The sequence below is a fragment of the Streptococcus sp. HMSC072D03 genome (assembly GCF_001812855.1).
GTDB lineage: Bacteria > Bacillota > Bacilli > Lactobacillales > Streptococcaceae > Streptococcus > Streptococcus salivarius_D.
The window spans coordinates 4,392-26,478 of sequence record NZ_KV810701.1; the positions used below are offsets into that span (position 1 = coordinate 4,392).

The following is a 22,087-nucleotide window of genomic DNA, read 5'->3' on the forward strand; positions in this document are numbered from 1 at the left end:
TATAATTCTCATGTCTATTTGGTTGACAATGACGGTAAATTCATTGGCCTAGGTGGTAAATCAGTATCTCTGAAAAGAGCTTGACCTTGGCTATCCAAAGTCGTGTGAAAGCTAAATTAGAAGCAGAAGGTTATCAAGTTGTAACCACTCGCACAAGTGATACCTATGTCGATTTGACGGACCGTTCACATGCAGCTAATGCCTCCGAATCTGATATCTTCGTAAGTATTCACATCAATGCTTCAGGAAGTTCTGCAGCACAGGGTATTGAGACTTATTATTACCAACCTTATGCAGAATATCCATCACGTATTAATGCAACCTACCATGCTAATCCGACTCGATTGAGCATGAGTGACACCTTGGCCAATGCCATCCAGTCTAGCCTGATTAATGCGACTGGCGCTCAAAACCAAGGCGTGAAGCGTCAAACCTTTGCGGTCTTGCGTGAGACAACAGCGCCAGCAGTCCTTCTTGAACTTGGTTTCTTGTCAAATCCTCAAGAAGCAGCCCGTTTGAACACCTCTGCTTATCAGGAGACTTTAGCTAACGCAATTGTGGCAGGGATTAAGCGTTATTATTCTATTTATAATTAATAGATTGAGAGAATCTTATGGTTCTCTCTTTTTTAATTTTTAAAGAGAGAAAACGCTTGCATAAACGAAAGCTAAATGGTATATTAAAAAACATGAAAACGTTAACAAAAAGGAGTTTTTATGAAAAGAAATACTCAAGCTAATGATGAAAAAGTTCTTCGTTATAGCCTTCGCAAGTACAAGTTAGGTTTGGCTTCTGTAACCATTGGAGCTATTTTTTTGAGCTTTTCTGCTGTTCAAGGAGTAAAAGCAGATGAAGCAGTATCAACGCTCGACTCCAGCACACAGGTAGAACCAGCTGATTCCAGTCTTACTACCAGTGGTCTAGTAACTGAAACGCCAACAGCTCCTGTAGCATCTGAGAATACCTCTGTTTCCAAGGTAAATGAGCCAGTTTCTCTTCCAGAAGAAAATACTGGTCGTACTGAAACTTCCAAGCTAACTGAAACTAGCGAAAACATACCAAAAACAGTAAGTACAAATAATAGTCAAGCTCTTACGAATGCATCTGAGGATCCTATTGCTGATGGGTCTATTCGCTTGCATTTCCAAGAGTTGCCAAGTCCAGACAAGGCATCGCTTGGACTTTGGACTTGGGATGATGTTGAGACACCATCATCTCAGAAGGGGGCCTGGCCGACAGGGGCAACCTCATTTGCTGAAGCTAAACAGGATGATTATGGTGTCTATTTAGATGTGAAATTGTCTTCAACACCTAAAAAACTTAGCTTCTTGATTAATAATGCCGCTGGAACGAACCTTTCAGGGGATAAAGCAGTCGAAATTCTTAGCCCTCAAATGAATGAGGCCTGGATTGACAAAGATTTCCAAGTTTACAGCTATCAACCTATCCCTCAAGACCACGTTCGTATCAATTATTTCCGTACGGATGGCGACTATAGCAATAAGTCTGTCTGGTATTGGGGTGATGTTAAGGACGCTCCAAGCAATTGGCCTGATGGTGTCAATTTCCAACCGAATGGTAAGTATGGTGCCTACTTAGATATTCCACTAACACAAGCGGCAAAATCGATAGGATTTTTACTCTTAGATGAGAGCAAAACTGGAGATGATGTGAAAATTCAACCAAATGATTATAAATTTAGTGACTTGAAAAAATCTCGTCAGCTTTTCGTACGAGATACTGATCCGACAGTCTACACCAACCCTTACTTTGTCAAGGATGTGCGTTTGACTGGGGCTCAGCAGCTTAGTCCAAGCAAAATCGAACTTAGCTTTACCAACTTAGACGAGGTCTCATCTGAAGATATTCTCAAAGACCTTAAGGTGACGGATAAGGATGGTAACAGTGTCACTCTTAAACAGCTTGACTTAGATGCTAAACTCAAAAAAGCTACATTAAAAGGTGATTTTGCTGCAGAAAATCTGCCTTACAAGGTCACTTTTGGCAGTGATAGTTTTAAAACATCTGAGAGCTGGCAATTAAAGGATGCCCTCTACTGTTATGATGGTGAATTGGGTGCTCGACTAGAAGAGAATGGTACTAAGGCACATGTGACACTTTGGTCACCAAGTGCTAATCAAGTAGATATCATTGTCTATGATAAGAATAATCAAGACAAGGTGCTGGCTGAACACGCTCTAAGCAAAGGGCCTCGAGGTACTTGGCAAGCTGACCTACTTGCGACTGATTTTGGCCTTGAAAACTTAACAGGTTATTTCTATCAATACCGCATTAAACGTGGTGATCAGTCAGTAATTGTTCTTGATCCTTATGCGAAATCTCTGGCAGCTTGGAATAGTGACGATGCCAACAAGGGACCTGAACACAAGATTGCCAAGGCTGCCTTTGTAGATCCTGCTAATTATGGACCAAAAGACCTTGACTACGCTAAGATTCCTAACTTTAAATCTCGAGAAGATGCCATCATTTATGAGGCTCATGTCCGAGATTTCACCTCTGACAAGGCTATCTCAACTGAATTGAAGCACCAGTTTGGTACTTTTGCAGCCTTTGCGGAGCGTTTGGATTATCTTAAAGACCTTGGGGTTACTCATATTCAGCTTTTGCCAGTATTGAGCTACTATTTTGTTAATGAATTGCAAAATGGCAAACGTTTGGATGCCTATGCTTCAAGCGATAGTAACTACAACTGGGGCTATGATCCACAAAACTATTTCTCTTTGACGGGTATGTATTCTGAAAACCCTAGTGATCCAGCTAAACGTATTGAAGAATTCAAGAATTTAGTTGAAGCTATCCATGCCCATGGTATGGGTGTTATCTTGGATGTGGTTTACAATCATACAGCCAAGACAGCTATTTTTGAAGACCTTGAGCCAAATTACTATCACTTTATGGATGCTGATGGCACTCCTCGTTCAAGTTTTGGAGGCGGTCGTCTAGGTACGACTCACTATATGAGCCGTCGTGTCTTGGTAGATTCTATTGCTTATTTGACTAAGGAATATAAAGTAGATGGTTTCCGTTTTGATATGATGGGTGACCATGATGCTGAAAGTATCGAGCAAGCATACAATACTGCACGCGCCCTTAATCCAAATCTCATTATGCTTGGTGAGGGTTGGGTGACTTATGCTGGCGATGAAAATAGCCCTGTTCAGCCTGCGGATCAGTCTTGGATGAAAGACACAGATACCGTAGCTGTATTTTCAGATGATATTCGAAATACTCTCAAATCAGGTTATCCAAACGAGGGAACACCGGCCTTCATCACAGGTGGAAAACGTGATATTAATAAGGTTTTTGATAATATCAAGGCACAACCAACTAACTTTGAGGCTGATTCACCAGGAGATGTTATCCAGTATATTGCTGCTCATGATAATTTGACCCTTTTTGATATCATCGCCCAATCAATCAAGAAGGATCCAAGCAAGCCTGAGAATAATGCTGAAATTCATCGTCGCTTGCGTCTAGGAAACCTTATGGTCTTGACTGCTCAGGGAACACCATTTATTCACTCTGGTCAGGAATACGGCCGCACCAAACAGTTCCGTGATCCTGCCTACCGCTACCCTGTATCTGAGGATAAGGTGCCGAACAAGTCACACCTCTTAGTTGATGAAAAGGGTAATCCATTTGACTATCCTTACTTCATCCATGATTCTTATGATTCTAGTGATGCGGTTAACCATTTTGATTGGACTAAGGCGACTGATAGCCAGGCCTTCCCAGAAAATACGAAAACTCGTGCCTTTACCAAAGGGTTAATTGCCTTACGTAAGTCGACAGATGCCTTCAATTTCAAATCTAAAGCAGATGTGGATGCCCGTGTGACGCTATTGACAGTTCCTGGTCAGGATAATGTCGCTCAAGAGGATTTGGTATTAGGATACCAAACAATTGCTTCCAATGGAGACCGTTACCTTGTCTATGTCAATGCTGATAGCAAGGCTCGTCAGTTTGATTTGAGTAAGCTTACAAATGGTCTATCCTATATGGTTTTAGCAGATGGCAATCAAGTTAATCTATCTGGAATTAGTGAGCTGTCAGGTGTGACAATCGATAATCATATTTTGACTTTGGATCCATTAACAGCGACTATTATTCGTTTAACCAATGCTCAGACACCAACTGAGGAAGTAGCTAAGCCTTCTGAGAAGACTGAGTCATTTGGTGGAAAAGAGACTGAGGTAACTAAAACAAGTGTCAAGACCTCAAGTCAAGAGGACCTTGTCGGAGATGCTGATCTTGTTAACCATGGCAATGGTCAGGCTAAGACTGAAGCTAGTCGTCAAACTGATAAGCAACTGCCATCTACTGGTGAAAAGACAAATCGTGGACTCTTTGTAACAGGTCTCTTAAGCATTCTAAGCCTAGGATTCCTTCGAAAACGTCGTACAAAATAATAAGTAACAACAGGTTATTTCCTGTTGTTTTTCTTTTATTTAGAATCATTCTTATCTGCTCTTTAGAATAGTTCTTAAATAGCCTAAAACCGTTGACAGTGCTGGTTCCTTCTGTTAGTTTAGAATATGTTCTCTTACATATGAGAGACCATTATTGACTTATCATCGTTCGTTTTTCATATCGAAATAACAAACGATTCACATATATAACGACAAATGTCGAACACTATCTTGAAAATAGGAGACATTCATGAAAAAACTTAACAAACTTGGTGTTGTTCTTTTGGCATCAGGACTTTTATTGACGGCTTGTGCCAAATCTGGTAATTCAAGTCATTCTAGCTCAACTAGCTCAAAACTCACAGCCAGTGAGCAAAAACAATTGAAGCAGGCCACAAGTGATTACAAGACTTTCGTTGAAGGTGAAATCGATCAGCTTTTGAAAGATACTGAAGGATTCAGTGAAACCCTCAAGTCAGGAAATCTTGAAGAAGCCAAGAAACAATACCCATTGGTTCGTATGGCTTACGAACGTTCAGAACCAATTGCCGAAAGCTTCGGTGAGTCTGACGTGAAAATCGACTACCGTTTGGTTGATTACATGGACGAAAATAAATCAGAAGATGGCTGGTCAGGTTTCCACCGTATTGAACGTATCATGTGGCAAGACAACACGACCGATGGTACAGCTGCTTATGCAGATCAATTGGTCAACGATATCAAGGAACTTAAGGCTAAAATTGCAACTGTTAAAGTCACTCCAGATATCATGTTGACTGGAGCAGTAGACCTTCTTAATGAAGTTGCCACTCAAAAGATTACAGGTGAAGAAGAAGTCTTCTCACACACTGATCTTTACGACTTCCGTGCCAATATTGAAGGGGCAGAAAAAATCTTTGAACTTTTTAAGCCATTGATTCAAAAGAAAGATGCTAAGCTTGTTAAGACTTTGGAAACAGAATTCAAGAATGTCAATGGTCTTTTGGACAAACACATGACTGATGAGAAAAACTATAAGTCTTATACAGATTTGAGTGAGGCAGATACTAAGGAATTGGCCGAAGCTGTAACTAAACTTGGTGAACCATTATCACAAATGGGTGTTATCCTAGATGGGAAATAAGAAAAATGACTGACGAAAAATTTTTAGATAAAAAAATGGACCGTCGTGAATTTCTTAAAAAAGCAGGTATTGGAGGGGCTGGGCTTGCGCTTGGTCTTTCTGGTGCATCTGCTTTTTTCGCTAATCAGGATAGTTCAAGTAAAAAAGCTTATGATGGAGATGAAGATATTAGCTTCTTTGGTAAGCATCAGGCTGGGATTACGACTCCCATGCAGAAGGCTTGCTACTTGGTGGTGCTAGATCTTCATACAACTGATAAAAAAGAAGTGATTCAGCTTTTTAAAGACTGGACAGATTATAGTAGTAAATTGGTCGAAGGAGAGCTAGTCAAAAAAGATGGCTCCAATGCCCTCTTACCTCCAACAGATACAGGTGAAACAGTGGGACTCAACCCCTATCGATTGAGTCTGACTTTTGGTGTTTCGGCTGATTTTCTTAAAAAGCTTGGTTTGGAATCCAAGCGTCCTAAGCTCTTCCGTGATTTGCCTCCATTTCCAAAGGAGCAGTTACAGGACAAGTATACGGGTGGAGATATCGTTATTCAAGCCTGTGCAGATGATGAACAGGTAGCCTTTCATGCTGTTCGAAATCTGATCCGCAAAGGTCGTAATAAAATCACCATGAAGTGGAGCAAATCTGGTTTTGCAGCTATCGGAGACCGTAAGGAAACGCCTCGAAATCTCTTTGGCTTCAAGGACGGTACTGCCAATGTTACGACTGAAAAGGAATTCGACAAGGTTGTCTGGACGGATAGTAAGGATTGGATGAAGGGTGGGTCTTATATGGCTCTTCGTCTAGTACAGATGCACTTGGAGACTTGGGATCGTACCAATTTGCAGGAGCAGGAAAACACCTTTGGTCGCTATAAGGAATCAGGTGCTCCTTTTGGTAAGAAAGATGAGTTTGACGAAGTAGATCTCTCAAAACTACCAGTCGATTCGCATGTCCGTTTGGCTAAAGAAGTAGACCTTCCTATCTTACGTCGTTCCTATTCTTATTCTGATGGCATTGATGAGAGAACTGGCCAATTTGATGCAGGTTTGATTTTCATTGCCTACCAGAAGGATCCAGACCGTTTTGTCAAAATACAGACCAATCTTGGTGCTGTAGACAAGATGAATGAGTACATTACCCATATCGGAAGTGGGTTATTTGCTTGCTTTGCTGGCGTGGAGAAAGGAGGCTACCTTGGTCAAGCACTCTTTGAATAAACTCCTCGTTTTGCTTGGACTTCTAGCTCTATTTTTGACCTATCCAGTTGTTGCTGAATCCTATAGCGATCTCTATATCAAAATCACAGATGCAACAACAGCTGTTCAAAACAAGGATCAAGCAAAAGCTAAGGAATTAGTCGGTGAGATTAAGACTGATTTCGAAACAAAAGAAAATCATGATTCCAAGGCTGGTAAAAAAGTCAGCAAGGCTCTTGATATTAAAGGTGACGTGACAGAAGAGGACCTAACCTCTATCTCGTCAGCCCTTCTTAAATTTGAGAAAGAGCAAAATCCTGTTGACTTGGGTGCCGAAAAGGAAAAACTTGAGACCCGTCTCAATCCTTATTTCAAGAACTTACAGGATGCCATTACGGCTAAAGACCTAGCTGAGACCCGCAAAACTTATGGCGAATTGAATAATGCTTGGACGCGAAATGAAGCTGTTGTCCGTGACCATAGTACTGCCTACTACGGCAAGATTGAGACGGCCATTTCACTTTTGCGCAGCAGCATTGAGACGGAGCCTACTGATTTCACCAGCATCCAGTCATCTTATGATGATCTCAAGGGTGGGATTGATGATTTTATCAAGGGTGTCCCTCTTGATAGCACAAGCTCAAGTTTAACCCTAAAAGATGGTATTAAGCTCTTGGAAAAAGCTCTCGGTCAATTCCAATCAGGTGATGAAAAAACGGCTGCGGCAACTATGAAGAAGTTCATCACTATCTGGCCAACCATTGAAGGTGATGTAAGCACGACTAACCCAAGCCTCTATACGCGCGTGGAGAGTGAAACACCGGTTATCATGGTTAAGGGGAAAGAAAAAGCTTATCAGGACAAACTGCAAGCCTTGATTACAGACCTATCAGCTATCGATACCAGTGCTTCTTATAATGCCTTTGATGCCATGTTGATTCTCTTGCGTGAAGGGGTCGAAGCCCTCCTTATCGTTATGGCCCTTGTGACAACTCTTAAGGCAGCCAAGATGCGTAAGGGACTCAAATGGGTTTATGGCGGAGCCATTGCTGGTGTTCTTGCCAGCGCACTTATAGCAGTTATCTTACAAGTTGTCTTTCCAGCTGTGACCTCAGGGGCTAACCGTGAAATTATTGAAGGTGGCGTTGGTATCTTTGCAGTTGCGATGATGATTCTGATTGGAATCTGGCTCCACAGCAAGTCGTCAGTTAAACAGTGGAATGACTTGATGGACCGTCAGATGAAGACAGTGACGGCTACTGGAAGTTTTGTATCCATGTTTGCCCTTAGTTTCTTGGCTGTCTTCCGTGAAGGTGCCGAGACCATTCTTTTCTATGTTGGTATTATCCCACGTATCACGACAGCTAATTTCTTGATTGGTATTGCTTTAGCCATTGCAGTTCTTGTTATTATTGCTGTGGCTATGACTAAAGCTAGTCACTATATTAAACCGCATCGTATCTTCTTTATTTTGACTTGGTTGATTTATGCCTTGGCCTTCAAGATGCTCGGTGTCAGCATTCATGCCCTTCAGTTGACTAATATGATGTCCAATCATTTGATTAGTGGTTTCCCAACAATTGATTGGGCTGGTATCTATCCTAGCTGGGAAGTCCTAATTCCACAACTTATCTTTATTGTTATTATTGCCTTTGTAACGGTGAAACAGCATGGCAAGAAGTAAGGACGAGATGACCATTGTTGAGCATCTGGTGGAATTTCGGAGACGTTTTATTGCAGTAGTGTTATGCTTTTTCCTAGTTTTCTGTATCACCCTGTTGTTTGCTGGGGAGCTCTATGCTTATCTGACTAGAGGATTTGATAAGCCCTTATTGGTTCTAGGACCTAACGATATTCTCTGGATTTACATTAACTTAGCCAGTCTCATGGCTTTTACGGTCACCTTGCCTTTTACCACCTACCAGATTTGGCAGTTTGTGAAACCTGGTTTGAGGGACAATGAAGCGCGTGCCATTTTTGCCTATATTCCAGCGACTTTTGTCTGTTTTGTATTGGGTTTGGCCTTTGGTTATTATTTTGTTAGTCCAGCTATCTTGGAAGTGCTTTTGAAACTAGGTGAAGGGCTCTTTGATACACAAATTACAGCACAAAACTACCTTAGTTTTTTACTGCATACGACAGTGCCTCTAGCTGTTCTCTTTGAACTTCCCGTAGTTGTGAGTTTTTTGACATCTATCGGCATAATAACACCAGTATTTCTGACACGCTATAGACGCTATGCTTACTTTATTCTCTTGGTTTTGGCAGTTGTTTTGACACCAGCCGACTTTATTAGTGACTTGGCTATGACTGCTCCCTTAATCTTACTCTATGAAGTTAGCGTAACTCTTAGTAAGCTCATTTATAAACGTAAACAAAGAAAATATAAAGATAAATAGAAAGGAGATCTCATGGGAATTCTACGTGATATCGGAGCTCCAGGACTTATCATTATTGTCCTAGGAGCCCTCCTCATCTTTGGTCCTAAACGCTTGCCAGAACTCGGTCAATCTATCGGTAAAATGCTAGCCGAGTTTAAAGCAGCCGTAAATAAAACTGATGATGATAAAAAAGACGAAGAAGACAAGACTAAAGACTAAGATCTCTATCTAAAGGTTATCTTCAAGTTTCTTGACAATTCTAAGCTTTTATGACATAATACACTTGTATTGAATAGTAAGTCTATATCATAGGCAAGAAAAGACCCCAAGCTAACTTCCACATAAGCTCGGGGTCTTTTTTAGCACTATCTATCCTTGTTTAACCACTTGTCGATCAGACGAAGGATAACACCGACCACAATAGGTCCGATGATAGTTTTGAATAGTAAATCCATCATAGGCAAACTCACCTCCCTTCGTAGGCGGTGTCGAGGTGCCAAAGGATATTATATCATAGATTGAAAGAGATATGTTTAGTGAGTGATAGGAAGTATTAGTTAGAATGTAGGTTAATCATGCCAAACAAAAAATCAGCCTCTTGAGCTGATTTTTTTATCTTACAAACTGATACGTTTTTCTGTTTCAGCATCGAAGAAGTGACCTTTAGCAACGTTGAAAGTAAGGTTAACTTTTTCACCTGGATTATGGAAGTCACGCGCATCAACACGGGCAGCAAACTCAGTTTCCCCAAGTTTTAGGTAAAGCATTGTTTCTGCACCAAGAAGCTCTGAAACAACGACTTCAGCATCTACATTGGCATCTGGATAAACTTCTTGAACAATTGGACGGCTTGAAACATCTTCAGGACGGATACCAAAGATAACTTCCTTGCCTTGATAACCCGTTTCTTTCAAGATTTTAGCTTGTCCTTCAGAAATTACAATATCCAAGCCTTCAGAGTTAGTGATACGGTTGCCATCAACCTTAACATTGAAGAAGTTCATAGCAGGACTTCCGATAAATCCGGCAACAAATTTATTAGCTGGCTCATTATAAAGTTCTTGAGGGGTACCAATTTGTTCGATACGACCGATAGTACCAGAACCATCAGGATTTTTAGTAGAACTCATGATAACGATACGGTCAGCAAGAGTCATAGCTTCTGTTTGGTCGTGGGTAACGTAGATAGTAGTTGCACCAATATTACGAGTAATTTTAGCAATTTCAGCACGCATGGTCACACGAAGCTTAGCATCCAAGTTTGAGAGAGGTTCATCCATAAGGAAGACTTTAGCATCACGAACGATAGCACGTCCCATAGCTACACGTTGACGTTGACCACCAGATAGGTCTGCAGGCTTACGATCTAAGAACTCAGTCAAACCAAGGCTAGCAGCAGCTTCACGCACACGTTTGTCGATATCGTCTTTTTTATATTTACGAAGTTTAAGACCAAAGGCCATATTTTCATAAACAGTCATGTGAGGGTAAAGTGCATAGTTTTGGAATACCATGGCAATGTCACGATCTTTTGGTGATTTGTCATTAACCACTTCACCATCGATATAGAGTTTACCTTCTGTGATTTCTTCGAGACCAGCAACCATACGGAGAGTTGTTGATTTACCACATCCTGAAGGACCTACGAAAACGATGAATTCCTTGTCTTTGATATCGATACTGAAATCTTCGACAGAGTAGTGAGTTGCATTTGGGTATTTTTTGTAAATTTTATCCAGTTTAAGAGTTGTCATATCATTTATCCTTTATTATTTAACTGATCCGCCGGTTACACCTTCAACATAGTATTTCTGCATGAAGATAAAGAGAAGGGTGATTGGGATGGCGATGATAATAGCACCTGCGGTAAATGGAAGGAACCATTCATTGATAGCGTCTTGGTTAAGCATTTGATAGAGTCCAAGGGCAACCGTATATTTATCTTTAACGTCACCGAGGATAACAGATGCAAAGATGAAGTCTACCCAAGGTCCCATGAAGGCCATGAGGGCAGTGTAGACGATGATTGGTTTAGAAAGTGGCAAGGTAATCTTAGTGAAGATTTGAAGACGAGTTGCGCCATCAATCATTGCTGATTCATCCAATGAGTAAGGAATGGTATCAAAGAAACCTTTCGCAATGTAGAAACCTAGTGCAGCCCCAGCAGAATAAACCAAAACCAAAGATGTCAAGGTTTGTGTCAAATTGAGGGCCTTCAAAATGTAGTAGACCGCGATCATTGACATGAATCCAGGGAACATGTTAAGCGCAAGTGCCAACTTCAAGAAGCCATTTCTGTGTTTGAATTTAATACGACTAAGTGAGTAGGCCATCCCTACGGTAATCAAAGTTGAGAGGATACATGTACATGTGGCAACGATGAAAGTATTGATGAACCATTTTCCGAATGGATAAGCATCGCTGGTAAACAGTTTAATGTAGTTATTAAATGTGTAAGTCTTAGGGAAGAAGTAAGGCACCGCATTAGCTCCTTCACCACGGAAACTTGTAAGGAAGATCCAAATAATAGGAATCAACCAGATAACAGCTAGAACTGTCAATAGAATATAAGTACCAGTTAGGTAAAGATTTTTCTTACGTTTCATTATTTAGCAGCCCCTTCCTTGAATGAAGATGATCTTGTGTAGGCCAAGAGACTGAATGTTGCAGAGATGGCGAAAATCAAGATACCGATAACAGATGCCAAGTTGTAGTCTTTAGCGCTAACAGTCAGTTTGTAGAGCCAAGTTACCAAGAGGTCAGTTGAACCCGCTTGATAGTATTCAGAGTTAGTAGGTCCACCACCAGTAAGGAAGTAGATAACGTTGAAGTTATTGATATTACCGATGAATTGTTGAATCAATGATGGTGCCATGATCAAGAGAATTTGTGGAAAAGTGATGCTCTTGAAGATTTGGAATTTGCTTGCTCCATCAATTTCAGCAGCTTCAATCTGCTCAGTTGGCAAGTTCATGATGATACCAGTTGCGACCAACATTGTGAATGGAATACCAATCCACATATTAACAAAGATAATAGAGAACTTAGCCCAGAGAGGGTCAGTCAAGAATGGAATTGGTCCATTAGTGAGATGCAAGGTTTGAAGCAAACCATTCAAAGGACCATGGTCATTAAGGAAATTACGCATCAAAAGAAGGGATACGAACTGAGGAACGGCGATAGTGATAACAAAGAGTGTACGCCATACTTTCTTGAATTTAAGCCCCTTAGTGTTGAGCAAGAGAGCAAGGACAATACCGAAGAAGAAAGTTGTTGCTGTTGCAGCAACTGCCCAAATCAAGGTCCATGTCAAAAGTGGGAAGAAAGTACCAGCCATACGACCTTGTAAAACTTCACCAAAACTTGAGAAACCAACCCAGTCAAAGAGTGATTTAGGTGCTGGGTGATTGTGGTCAAAGTTAGTAAAGGCCAAACAGATCATGTAGATCAAAGGCAAGATTGTGAAGAGCAAAACTCCAATCAATGGGACAGTCATAAGCCCCATGTGGAAACGACCATCAGCCAAGGTCTTGAAGTCTTCAATGAAGTTAGGAACTTTACGTCCAGACTGTTTGAGAGCCATGAGATGACGAGCACTCTTAAGGTTACACCAGTAAATATAAGCAAAAACGGCACAGAAGATTAATGATGCAAGTCCAAAAATCAACAAGAGCATAGAGTTATCTCCAGCGACCTGAACAGTAAGCTTAACTCCATTAACCTCTTTAATAGCCTCACCTTGTTCTTGAGTCCCCAAGGTAATCATACCTTTAAGTGCAGGGATGATTTGAATAACGAAGGCTACTAAGAAGGCAATCTCAGAAAGGAGGAAGAGCAAGCCCTTGGTGAACTGTTTGTTGACCAAGTTTGCCAATCCCATTACCAGAAAGGATAATTTGACATCCCATGTACCTTCTTTGAAGACCTGGCGCATAGGAGTTGTGTCGTAGATTGTTTGTGACATAGATATCTCCTCAGATAAATGTTTAATTAGTGATAGATAAAGAGGCTAGGAACCTGACCTGCCTCTTTACCTTCTCATAGTTAGGATTCTTATTTAGCTGCTGCCAAATCTTTATCAAATTGTTGTAATTTAGTAAGGAATTGGTCTTCCTTGATTTTACCGTTATATGCATCACTCATAAGAGCAGCACTTTCAGTCCAGAAGACTGACATTTGACTAAGTTTAGGCATAACAGTTGTGTACTGATCAGATGAACCCATAGTAATTACAGCTTGTGCAAGTGCATCCTTTTGAACAGCTTCAGAAGCTTGAACTTCTTTGTTAGCTGGGATGATGTGACGGTCTTCATTAGTGAATTGGTTGTTTTGACTGTCTTTGCTTGTCAATGCTTGTGCCAATTGGTAAGAAGCAGCGATACGTTCTGCGTTACCTTTAGATGGTGTTTGGTTAACTGCGTAAAGTTTAACACCCATGAAGGCTTTTTGTTGAACGTCTTGACCACCGATATTAACTGTTGGGTAAACAGCAACACCAAGATTGTCTTTACCAACAGCTTTAGCAGCTGCAGCGTAGTCCCATGGTCCTGATTGGAAAGCATCAACAGAACCATCTTCGAATTTAGCCATCATATTAGCTGAATCGACATTAACAAAGCCTTTATTGTCTTTTTGAGCTGCGATAAACTTAAGAACATTCACACCAGCTTCGTTACCCCAGTTAGTACCTTTCACATCTTCACCGTTAGGACCAAAGAGTGTGTCACCAACTGAAAGGAAGAGAGGAGCAGTTACGTAAGCGTTAACTTCTTTCAAGTTGCTACCAAATTTAGCTTTAGAAGTGATTGTTTCATATGATTTCACATCTTCTTCATTAAGTTTAGATTTGTTGTAGTATGTAACTTGAGTTTCGATACCGTATGGGAAGGCGTAAGTTTTACCTTTGTATTGAGCACCTACAGCAGCTTGTTCAGTATCTTGCTCAGCAATTTCTTTTGAGTATTGCTCTGGGATTTCTTGGATAGCTCCAGCGTCTACCAATTTACCGAGTTGGTCATGTGGAAGTGAGAAGACATCTGCAGCAGTAGAAGCGTCCTTAGTCAAGTTTTCTTGAGCATTTGGATCTTCCATTTCAACCATATCAACTTTGTAACCAGAATTCTTTTCAAACTGTGCTACTGTATCTGAGTAAGATTTCTTAGCACCAGTTGGTACCCAAAGTTTCAAAGTCTTGCTATCTGAGCTTGAGCTCTTGCTTGAGTTTGAGCCACAAGCTACCAAGAGCAATCCAGCCACAAGTAATCCAGCACTACCAAGTAATACCTTTTGCCATTTTTTCATTTCTATTTCCTCCAGAAATTTAGTTTACGATAAACATTACGCAACCGTTTCCACAATCTGTCAAGTATTTTATAAAAAAATTTTTAACTTTTTGCAAACGATTGCAAAAATCGCCTGTTTAGTTTATAATTGTTCTTATAATTTTCGACTATAAAAATATTTATGAGAATGAGAGGGATATAATGGCTACAATTAAGGATGTTGCTAAGAAGGCTGGTGTCAGCCCATCAACGGTAAGTAGGACATTAAAGGATAACCCTGCGATATCAGAAGAAACCAAACTAAAAGTAAGAGCAGCTATGGAAGAATTAGGTTATGTACCCAACTCAGCAGCACAAATGTTGGCAACAGGCTTAACGCATAGTTTAGGGGTTGTTCTTCCTCCTTTAACTGACCGAGAAAATATCAGCCAGCCCTTCTATATGGAAATTCTAACAGCAATTAATGAAGAAGCTAGTTGTCATTCTCAGGTCGTTAGTATTGCTACGGGTGCAACGCTAGAGGAATTAGTTAAACAAGTTGAGCTCATGCATCGTCAAAAACGGGCAGATGGCTTTATAATCCTCTATTCAGAAAAGAAAGATCCTGTTAAAGATTACCTATTAAAAGAAAAAGTACCTTTTGTAGTGGTTGGAGCAGCAGTGGATAATAAAAATAAAGTAACCTATATTGATAATGATAATAAGGAATTAGGACGTGAAGCTGTAAATTACCTCCAAGCAAAAGGGCACCGAAAGATTGGTTTTGTCACAGATGATCTTTTTGGTCAAGTGGGGCAGGAACGTTATCAAGGGTATAAGCAAGCATCAGACGAACAAAATTTGGATGTCCTACCTGAACTTGTCTTTTCAGCACGAACAATAGAGACTTTAAAGAAAGAATTGGAAAGATTTTCACCGACAGCTTTGATTGTTAAGGATGACCTTATCGCCCTTCGCCTCATTCAATGGCTAAACAATCAAGGATTTAGAGTTCCTGAAGATTATGCTATTATTTCTTTCAATAATTCGACTTTTGCAGAAATCATGCATCCTTTCTTGACTACATTTGACATTAATATTCAGGCACTAGCTAGAGAAAGTGTTCAAAGCCTTCTAGGACTTCTAAAAGCAGCCAAGATTAAGTCACAAAAAGTCATTATTCCATTTGAACTTATAGAAAGAGAAAGTGTCCTAACTTATCCGTAATAGGTTAAGGAGTGTCCAAGTAGTTGGTTAGTAAAACGACCGACTACTTTTTTCTTTTGATAAGAATCCTATTTTTCCGAAATTCATTAGAAGTAATTATTAAAAAATTCTCTCTCGTAGTGTAAGCGCTTGTTTTACGAACAATCATTCAAGAATAAATAAAAAAATTTTATTTTTTTGCTAAAAATTCTTGACTTATGCAAACGTTTGCATTATAATCATAAGTGTAAAAAATAATTTGAGGTAAACTTTATGAACAAACGAGCAAGCGGTGTATTGATGCACATCACATCACTTCCAGGTGACTACGGGATCGGATCTTTCGGTCAAGCAGCCTATGACTTTGTTGATTTCTTGAAAGAAACAAAACAAACTTACTGGCAGATCTTGCCACTTACTACAACAAGTTATGGGGATTCACCTTACCAATCATTCTCAGCGGTAGCAGGAAATACTCACTTTATCGATTTGGATTTCCTTATTCGTGACAAGTTTCTTACTAAAGCTGATGTTAAAGGCGCTGACTTTGGATCAGATCCAGAGTTTATCGACTATGCTAAAGTTTATGAAGCACGTCGCCCACTTCTTGAAAAGCAGTCAAAGCAATCTTGGCTGACAAAAAAGAAGCTAAGAAGTTTGAAGCTTTCAAATCTGAAAATGCTAACTGGTTAGCAGATTATGCTGATTTCATGGCTATCAAAGAACACTTTGATAACAAAGCGCTTCAAGATTGGGATGACAAAAAAGCAGTTAAACGCGATGAAGCAACTCTTGAAAAACTTCGCAAAGAACTTGCTGATGTCATCACTTACCACCAAGTAGTGCAATACCTCTTCTTTAGCCAATGGGCAGAACTTAAAGCCTATGCTAACAAAAATGGTATTCAAATCATTGGTGACATGCCAATCTACATCTCAGCTGATAGTGTTGAAGTTTGGACACAACCACACCTCTTCAAACTAGATGCTGAATGTAAACCACGTTACATTGCCGGAGTCCCACCAGATAACTTCTCAGCAACTGGTCAACTTTGGGGTAACCCAATCTATGCTTGGGATAAACATAAAGCAGAAAACTATGCTTGGTGGGTATTCCGTATTCAAGAATCATTCAAACTTTATGATTACTTGCGTATCGACCACTTCAAAGGTTTCTCTGACTTCTGGGAAATTCCTGGTGGAGATGAAACTGCTGAAAATGGTGAATGGGTTCCTGGACCTGGTTATGACCTCTTCAAAGTGGTCAAAGAAGAATTGGGTGATCTTAAAATCATTGCCGAAGACCTTGGTAACATTGATGATAAGACACGTAAACTTCTTGCAGACTGTGGATACCCTGGAATGAAGATTGTTCAATTTGGTTTCTACGATACTACTGGAAACAGCATTGATATTCCACACGTATACACACAACATTCAGTTGCTTACACAGGTACACATGATAACGAAGTAATCAACGGTTGGTACGACAACTTGACGCAAGAGCAACGTGATTACACTGATGCTTACATTAACCGTCGTCAAGGTGAACCAATTACACGTGCTCTCCTTCGAACACTCTTTGCTACAGTAAGCAACACAGCTATTGCGACTATGCAGGATATTCTTGATAAACCTGAAAATAGCCGTACAAACTTCCCTAACACAGTTGGTGAAAACTGGAAATGGCGTATGCTTCCGGGTGAAATTACTGTCGACAAGAAAGAATTTTTGACAGACATTACAGAAAGATATAATCGAGGTAATAACTAAAATGGCTACATTTACACAATATGTTGAAGCAAAAAACAAAAATCTTAAGGACCTTTCAAACGAAGAAATCTACTATCTTTTGTTGGAATTCGTAAAAGAAGCAGCTGCTCCAAAACCAAAAAACGATAGCAAACGTAAAGTTTACTACATCTCAGCTGAATTCTTGATCGGTAAACTTTTGTCTAACAACTTGATCAACTTGGGCATCTACAAGGATGTTAAAGCTGAATTGGATGCTGCTGGTAAATCAATCAGCGAAATTGAAGACGTTGAACCAGAACCATCTCTTGGTAACGGTGGTTTGGGTCGTTTGGCTTCATGTTTCATCGACTCTATGGCAACACTTGGCATCAACGGTGAAGGTGTTGGTCTTAACTACCACTGTGGTCTTTTCAAACAAGTCTTCAAAGACAACAAACAAGATGCAGAACCAAACTACTGGATTGAAGATCAATCATGGTTGGTACCAACTGATATCTCTTATGATGTTCCATTCAAAAACTTCACATTGAAATCACGTTTGGATCGTTTGGATATCTTGGGTTATAAGAAAGAAACTAAGAACTACCTTAACCTCTTTGACATCAATGGTGTGGACTACGATTTGATTGATAAAGGAATCACTTTTGATCAAGACGAAATCCAAAAGAACTTGACACTCTTCCTTTACCCAGATGACTCAACTCGTAAAGGTGAGCTCTTGCGTATCTACCAACAATACTTCATGGTATCAAATGCTGCTCAACTTTTGATTGACGAAGCTATCGAACGTGGATCTAACCTTCACGATCTTCCAGATTACGCTTACGTACAAATCAATGATACTCACCCATCAATGGTAATTCCAGAATTGATCCGTCTTTTGACAGAAAAACATGGATTTGAATTTGATGAAGCAGTAGCAATCGTAAGCAAAATGGTTGGTTACACAAACCACACTATCTTGGCTGAAGCCCTTGAAAAATGGCCTCTTGACTACCTTGAAGAAGTTGTTCCACACCTTGTTGTTATCATCAAGAAATTGGATGCTATCATTCGTGAAAAATTCGAAGATCCACGTGTTCAAATCATTGACAAAGACAACCGTGTTCACATGGCACACATGGATATCCACTTCTCTACAAGCGTTAACGGTGTAGCAGCACTTCACACAGAAATCCTTAAATCTTCTGAGTTGAAACCATTCTACGACCTTTACCCAGAACGCTTCAACAACAAAACAAACGGTATTACATTCCGTCGTTGGTTGGAATTCTCAAACCAAGAACTTGCTGACTACATCAAAGAATTGATTGGTGATGGTTACCTTACTGACGCAACTCAATTGGAAAAATTGGCTGCCTTTGCAGATGATCCAGCAGTTCACAAACGTTTGGCTCAAATCAAATATGATAACAAGTTGTCACTTAAACGTTATCTTAAAGCCAACAAAGGTATCGATCTTGATGAAAACTCAATCATTGATACTCAAATCAAACGTTTCCACGAATACAAACGTCAACAAATGAACGCTTTGTATGTCATCCACAAATACTTGGAAATCAAAAAAGGAAACCTTCCAAAACGTAAAATCACTATCATCTTTGGTGGTAAAGCAGCTCCTGCCTACGTTATTGCTCAAGATATCATCCACTTGATTTTGTCACTTTCTGAGCTTATCAACAATGATCCAGAAGTAAGCAAATACCTCAACGTTCACTTGGTTGAAAACTACAACGTAACAGTTGCTGAACACCTTATCCCAGCAACAGATATCTCAGAACAAATCTCATTGGCTTCTAAAGAAGCTTCAGGTACAGGTAACATGAAATTCATGCTTAACGGTGCCCTTACACTTGGTACAATGGACGGTGCCAACGTTGAGATTGCTGAATTGGTAGGACCAGAAAACATCTTCACATTTGGTAAAGACTCTGATACAATCATTGACCTTTATGAAAAAGAAGGTTATGTATCACGTGATTACTACGAAAAAGATGCTAACATCAAAGCAGCTGTTGACTTTATCGTAAGCGAAGACCTCGTTAAAGTTGGAGATAAAGAACGCTTGGAACGTCTCCACAAAGAACTTATCTCTAAAGACTGGTTCATGACACTGATCGACTTGGCTGAATACATCGACAAGAAAGAAGAAGTATATGCAGCTTACGAAGATCAAGATGCATGGAACAAAAAAGTTGTTTACAACATTGCTGAAGCAGGATTCTTCTCATCTGACCGTACAATCGAACAGTATGACAAAGACATCTGGCACACAAAATAATAATCTAGTTGCATAGAAGAAGAACAAGATCAGAAATGGTCTTGTTTTTTTGCATGAAAAAAACACAGCCAATAGATAAATTAGCTGTGTTTACATAAATAATGTTATGTTACCTATGAGTGATAATTCAATATATTATTCATATATTCTTCTTTATTTGATGAATCATAAGTTTTAGATGTTGAGTATTTTAGATAATGGATTTCATCTTTTGCAGTTCTGGATTTTTCTTGTAGGTAAGAATCTGTAATGGTAATCTTAAAATCCTCGCTCTTCCCTGTTAAATCGAGGCTTAGTGGAAAATTTGTAAATTCATCTGAGTAAAAAGCCATTTTATAAAAGTTGTACCTGTCACCTCTAAATGAATTTAAGTGAGGGAATTGTATATGGTAGATGCCATTCCAATAATTTCCATACTCTCTAATATCGTAGTCATCGAAGAATTCCTGAATTCTTTCTTTGTTAGCAAAATCCTTATCAAAGGTAACAAAGGGAGCCTGCCAATCCCAGAGTGGGATGTCTCCTTCATTTCCGTAGATTATATAGCTCTGCATTTTTCCTGATTTAGGATTTTTCAACTGAAAGTGGTATTCACTGACACCATCTTTCACAGCCCCAGTTTGGTAGAGGGTATCACCAGGAACTATCATAAATAGGAAGTCCCTTAGATATAACTCGAAGTCAGCATCCATTGTTTTATCATGTAATCCAGGGAAACGCTGAATCATTTGTCTGTAATTCTCTGCATTCGAAAACCATTCTTCATCAAAACCCGGACCAACCTCAAAAACTTTACGGTCAAAATAGCGTTCATAACGGTCGAAAAAGTTTTCAGTAGAAGTCACCTGTCCAAATGGTAAAGTGATTTTGGTCTTATCAGTAAAAGTGATATGCAATAGAAGTCTGCGGGGATCAATGCCTTTATCGATATAATGGCCGACCTTATATGTAGACAGATTATCAGGGAAATCGTCTTTTCCGAAGTGTAGGACCTCAATCTCAATATCTTTGACAACTTTTCTTTGAGGTATTATCTTCTTAACGCTGTAATTATAGGCCTTGTAATAGTAATTGTTTTTATCGTAGAGATAAGGCTTATAAGCTCTTTGGTAGGCATTATAGAGAAACATTACAAGAGCAACAAAAAGAAGCAGAGCAAATGCTATTTTGACCTTTTTATTTATTCTATTGGTTAGTCTCGAGAAAAAGAGACTTAATTTACTAGGATTTTGTATCATTCCAAAACTCCCCATATATTTTTTACTATTATATCATGAAAATCCTTATACCTAAGGCGTCTTCGTGTACTTTGTCACCGTTTTACTTTATAATATAAGTATCACATTACAAGAGGAGACCTCATGAAATATATTGTAAACACATCAAATGATCCTGCCTATAATATTGCCTTGGAAGCCTATGCCTTTCGTGAATTGGTGAATGAAGATGAACTGTTCATTCTTTGGATTAACCGTCCAGCTATCATTGTTGGTAAACACCAAAATACCATTCAAGAGATTAACAAAGAATATACAGATGCTCATGGTATTAAGGTCGTTCGTCGTTTGTCTGGTGGTGGCGCTGTTTATCACGATTTGAATAACCTCAACTATACTATCATCTCTAATAAGGCAGATGAAGGGGCATTTGACTTTAAGACTTTCTCTCAACCTGTAATCGCAACACTTGCTGATTTGGGAGTTAAGGCTGAGTTTACTGGCCGTAATGACCTTGAAATCGATGGTAAAAAGTTCTGTGGAAATGCTCAAGCATACTATAAAGGGCGTATGATGCACCATGGTTGCTTGCTCTTTGACGTTGATATGTCCGTTCTTGGCCAAGCCCTCAAAGTCAGCAAAGACAAAATTGAATCAAAAGGTGTTAAATCTGTACGTGCTCGTGTGACAAACATCGTAGACGAATTGCCAGAAAAAATCACTGTAAATGAATTCTCAGATAATATCTTGGAAAAAATGAAGGAATTTTACCCTGATATGACTGAATACGTCCTTTCTGAGGATGAATTAGCTAAAATCCAAGAGTCTTATGAGAAGCAATTCAATACTTGGGACTGGACATACGGTCAATCACCAGAATACACAGTAGAGCGTAACGTTCGTTACCCAGCTGGTAAGATCTCAACTTACGCCAATGTTGAGAATTCAATTATTAAATCCGTTAAGATTTACGGAGATTTCTTTGGTATCGGGGATGTATCTGATATTGAAGAGTTGCTGGTCGGTGTACCTTACGAGTACGAAGATGTCTTGGCTAAACTTAAAACCATTGACACAACACATTATTTCTCACGTATGACAACCGAGGAGGTTGCAAAAGCTATCGTAGCTTAATCATTGTTTGAACAATCTGGAAAACTCCAGGTTGTTTTTTCTTGGGAAAAATTCTATAAGTAAAAAATACGTTATAAAGATTTTTCAAAGTCAAAGAACAATAAAGATAT

General features: G+C 39.6%; 15 protein-coding genes and 2 pseudogenes. 11 read left to right on the plus strand and 6 right to left on the minus strand.

Annotated elements, in window-relative coordinates:
• The 7 genes and pseudogenes from HMPREF2877_RS11330 to HMPREF2877_RS09995 form a co-directional block, all read left to right on the plus strand.
• Positions 1-596 (plus strand): annotated as a pseudogene (locus HMPREF2877_RS11330) (N-acetylmuramoyl-L-alanine amidase); the annotation flags it as partial.
• Positions 597-716: 120 nt separating this feature from the next.
• Positions 717-4,430 carry a pullulanase gene (locus HMPREF2877_RS09970; protein ID WP_070579825.1) on the plus strand — a complete coding sequence of 1,238 codons (3,714 nt, stop codon included), beginning with the start codon at positions 717-719 and terminating at the stop codon, positions 4,428-4,430.
• A gap of 250 nt (positions 4,431-4,680) precedes the next feature.
• On the plus strand, positions 4,681-5,553 hold the full coding sequence (gene efeO, locus HMPREF2877_RS09975) for an iron uptake system protein EfeO (protein WP_002884990.1): 873 nt from the start codon (positions 4,681-4,683) through the stop codon (positions 5,551-5,553).
• 5 nt (positions 5,554-5,558) lie between these two features.
• Positions 5,559-6,764, plus strand: a complete 1,206-nt coding sequence (efeB, locus tag HMPREF2877_RS09980) for an iron uptake transporter deferrochelatase/peroxidase subunit (RefSeq protein ID WP_070579831.1) — start codon at positions 5,559-5,561, stop codon at positions 6,762-6,764.
• Positions 6,742-8,427 (plus strand): FTR1 family iron permease, encoded by a 1,686-nt coding sequence (locus HMPREF2877_RS09985; protein ID WP_070579834.1) that lies wholly within the window; start codon positions 6,742-6,744, stop codon positions 8,425-8,427. Before efeB ends, HMPREF2877_RS09985 begins: the two co-directional genes overlap by 23 nt.
• Entirely contained in the window at positions 8,414-9,142 is a 729-nt protein-coding gene (gene tatC / locus HMPREF2877_RS09990; protein WP_070579837.1) for a twin-arginine translocase subunit TatC, read from the plus strand. Before HMPREF2877_RS09985 ends, tatC begins: the two co-directional genes overlap by 14 nt.
• Positions 9,143-9,154: 12 nt before the next feature.
• Entirely contained in the window at positions 9,155-9,343 is a 189-nt protein-coding gene (locus HMPREF2877_RS09995) for a twin-arginine translocase TatA/TatE family subunit (protein ID WP_002884867.1), read from the plus strand.
• A 146-nt stretch (positions 9,344-9,489) separates the two neighbouring features.
• Here HMPREF2877_RS09995 and HMPREF2877_RS10775 read toward each other — a convergent pair whose 3' ends face one another.
• The 5 genes from HMPREF2877_RS10775 to HMPREF2877_RS10015 form a co-directional block, all read right to left on the minus strand.
• Positions 9,490-9,582 carry a type I toxin-antitoxin system Fst family toxin gene (locus HMPREF2877_RS10775; RefSeq protein WP_004182539.1) on the minus strand — a complete coding sequence of 31 codons (93 nt, stop codon included), beginning with the start codon at positions 9,580-9,582 and terminating at the stop codon, positions 9,490-9,492.
• A 159-nt stretch (positions 9,583-9,741) separates the two neighbouring features.
• Complete coding sequence (locus HMPREF2877_RS10000; protein ID WP_045772431.1) at positions 9,742-10,878, minus strand: ABC transporter ATP-binding protein; 1,137 nt, start codon at positions 10,876-10,878, stop codon at positions 9,742-9,744.
• A 15-nt stretch (positions 10,879-10,893) separates the two neighbouring features.
• On the minus strand, positions 10,894-11,730 hold the full coding sequence (locus HMPREF2877_RS10005) for a sugar ABC transporter permease (RefSeq protein ID WP_070579839.1): 837 nt from the start codon (positions 11,728-11,730) through the stop codon (positions 10,894-10,896).
• Entirely contained in the window at positions 11,730-13,088 is a 1,359-nt protein-coding gene (locus HMPREF2877_RS10010; protein ID WP_070579841.1) for a carbohydrate ABC transporter permease, read from the minus strand. The genes HMPREF2877_RS10005 and HMPREF2877_RS10010 overlap by 1 nt, the downstream gene beginning before the upstream one ends.
• A gap of 89 nt (positions 13,089-13,177) precedes the next feature.
• Positions 13,178-14,425 carry an extracellular solute-binding protein gene (locus HMPREF2877_RS10015; protein WP_070579844.1) on the minus strand — a complete coding sequence of 416 codons (1,248 nt, stop codon included), beginning with the start codon at positions 14,423-14,425 and terminating at the stop codon, positions 13,178-13,180.
• A 182-nt stretch (positions 14,426-14,607) separates the two neighbouring features.
• Between HMPREF2877_RS10015 and HMPREF2877_RS10020 the strand changes: the two genes are divergently transcribed.
• The 3 genes and pseudogenes from HMPREF2877_RS10020 (at position 14,608) to glgP (ending at position 19,626) form a co-directional block, all read left to right on the plus strand.
• A complete protein-coding gene (locus HMPREF2877_RS10020) occupies positions 14,608-15,612 on the plus strand; it encodes a LacI family DNA-binding transcriptional regulator (protein ID WP_049528637.1) in 1,005 nt (334 codons plus the stop codon).
• A gap of 252 nt (positions 15,613-15,864) precedes the next feature.
• Positions 15,865-17,363: pseudogene (malQ, locus tag HMPREF2877_RS10025) on the plus strand (4-alpha-glucanotransferase).
• Position 17,364: 1 nt separating this feature from the next.
• The gene (gene glgP / locus HMPREF2877_RS10030; protein WP_070579846.1) at positions 17,365-19,626 is read left to right on the plus strand and encodes a glycogen/starch/alpha-glucan family phosphorylase; all 2,262 of its coding nucleotides are present in this window, start codon (positions 17,365-17,367) and stop codon (positions 19,624-19,626) included.
• Between the two features lie 113 nt (positions 19,627-19,739).
• Here glgP and HMPREF2877_RS10780 read toward each other — a convergent pair whose 3' ends face one another.
• Positions 19,740-20,879, minus strand: a complete 1,140-nt coding sequence (locus tag HMPREF2877_RS10780) for a hypothetical protein (protein ID WP_176745194.1) — start codon at positions 20,877-20,879, stop codon at positions 19,740-19,742.
• A 108-nt stretch (positions 20,880-20,987) separates the two neighbouring features.
• Between HMPREF2877_RS10780 and HMPREF2877_RS10045 the strand changes: the two genes are divergently transcribed.
• Complete coding sequence (locus HMPREF2877_RS10045; protein ID WP_070579850.1) at positions 20,988-21,977, plus strand: lipoate--protein ligase; 990 nt, start codon at positions 20,988-20,990, stop codon at positions 21,975-21,977.
• Positions 21,978-22,087 lie beyond the last annotated feature (110 nt).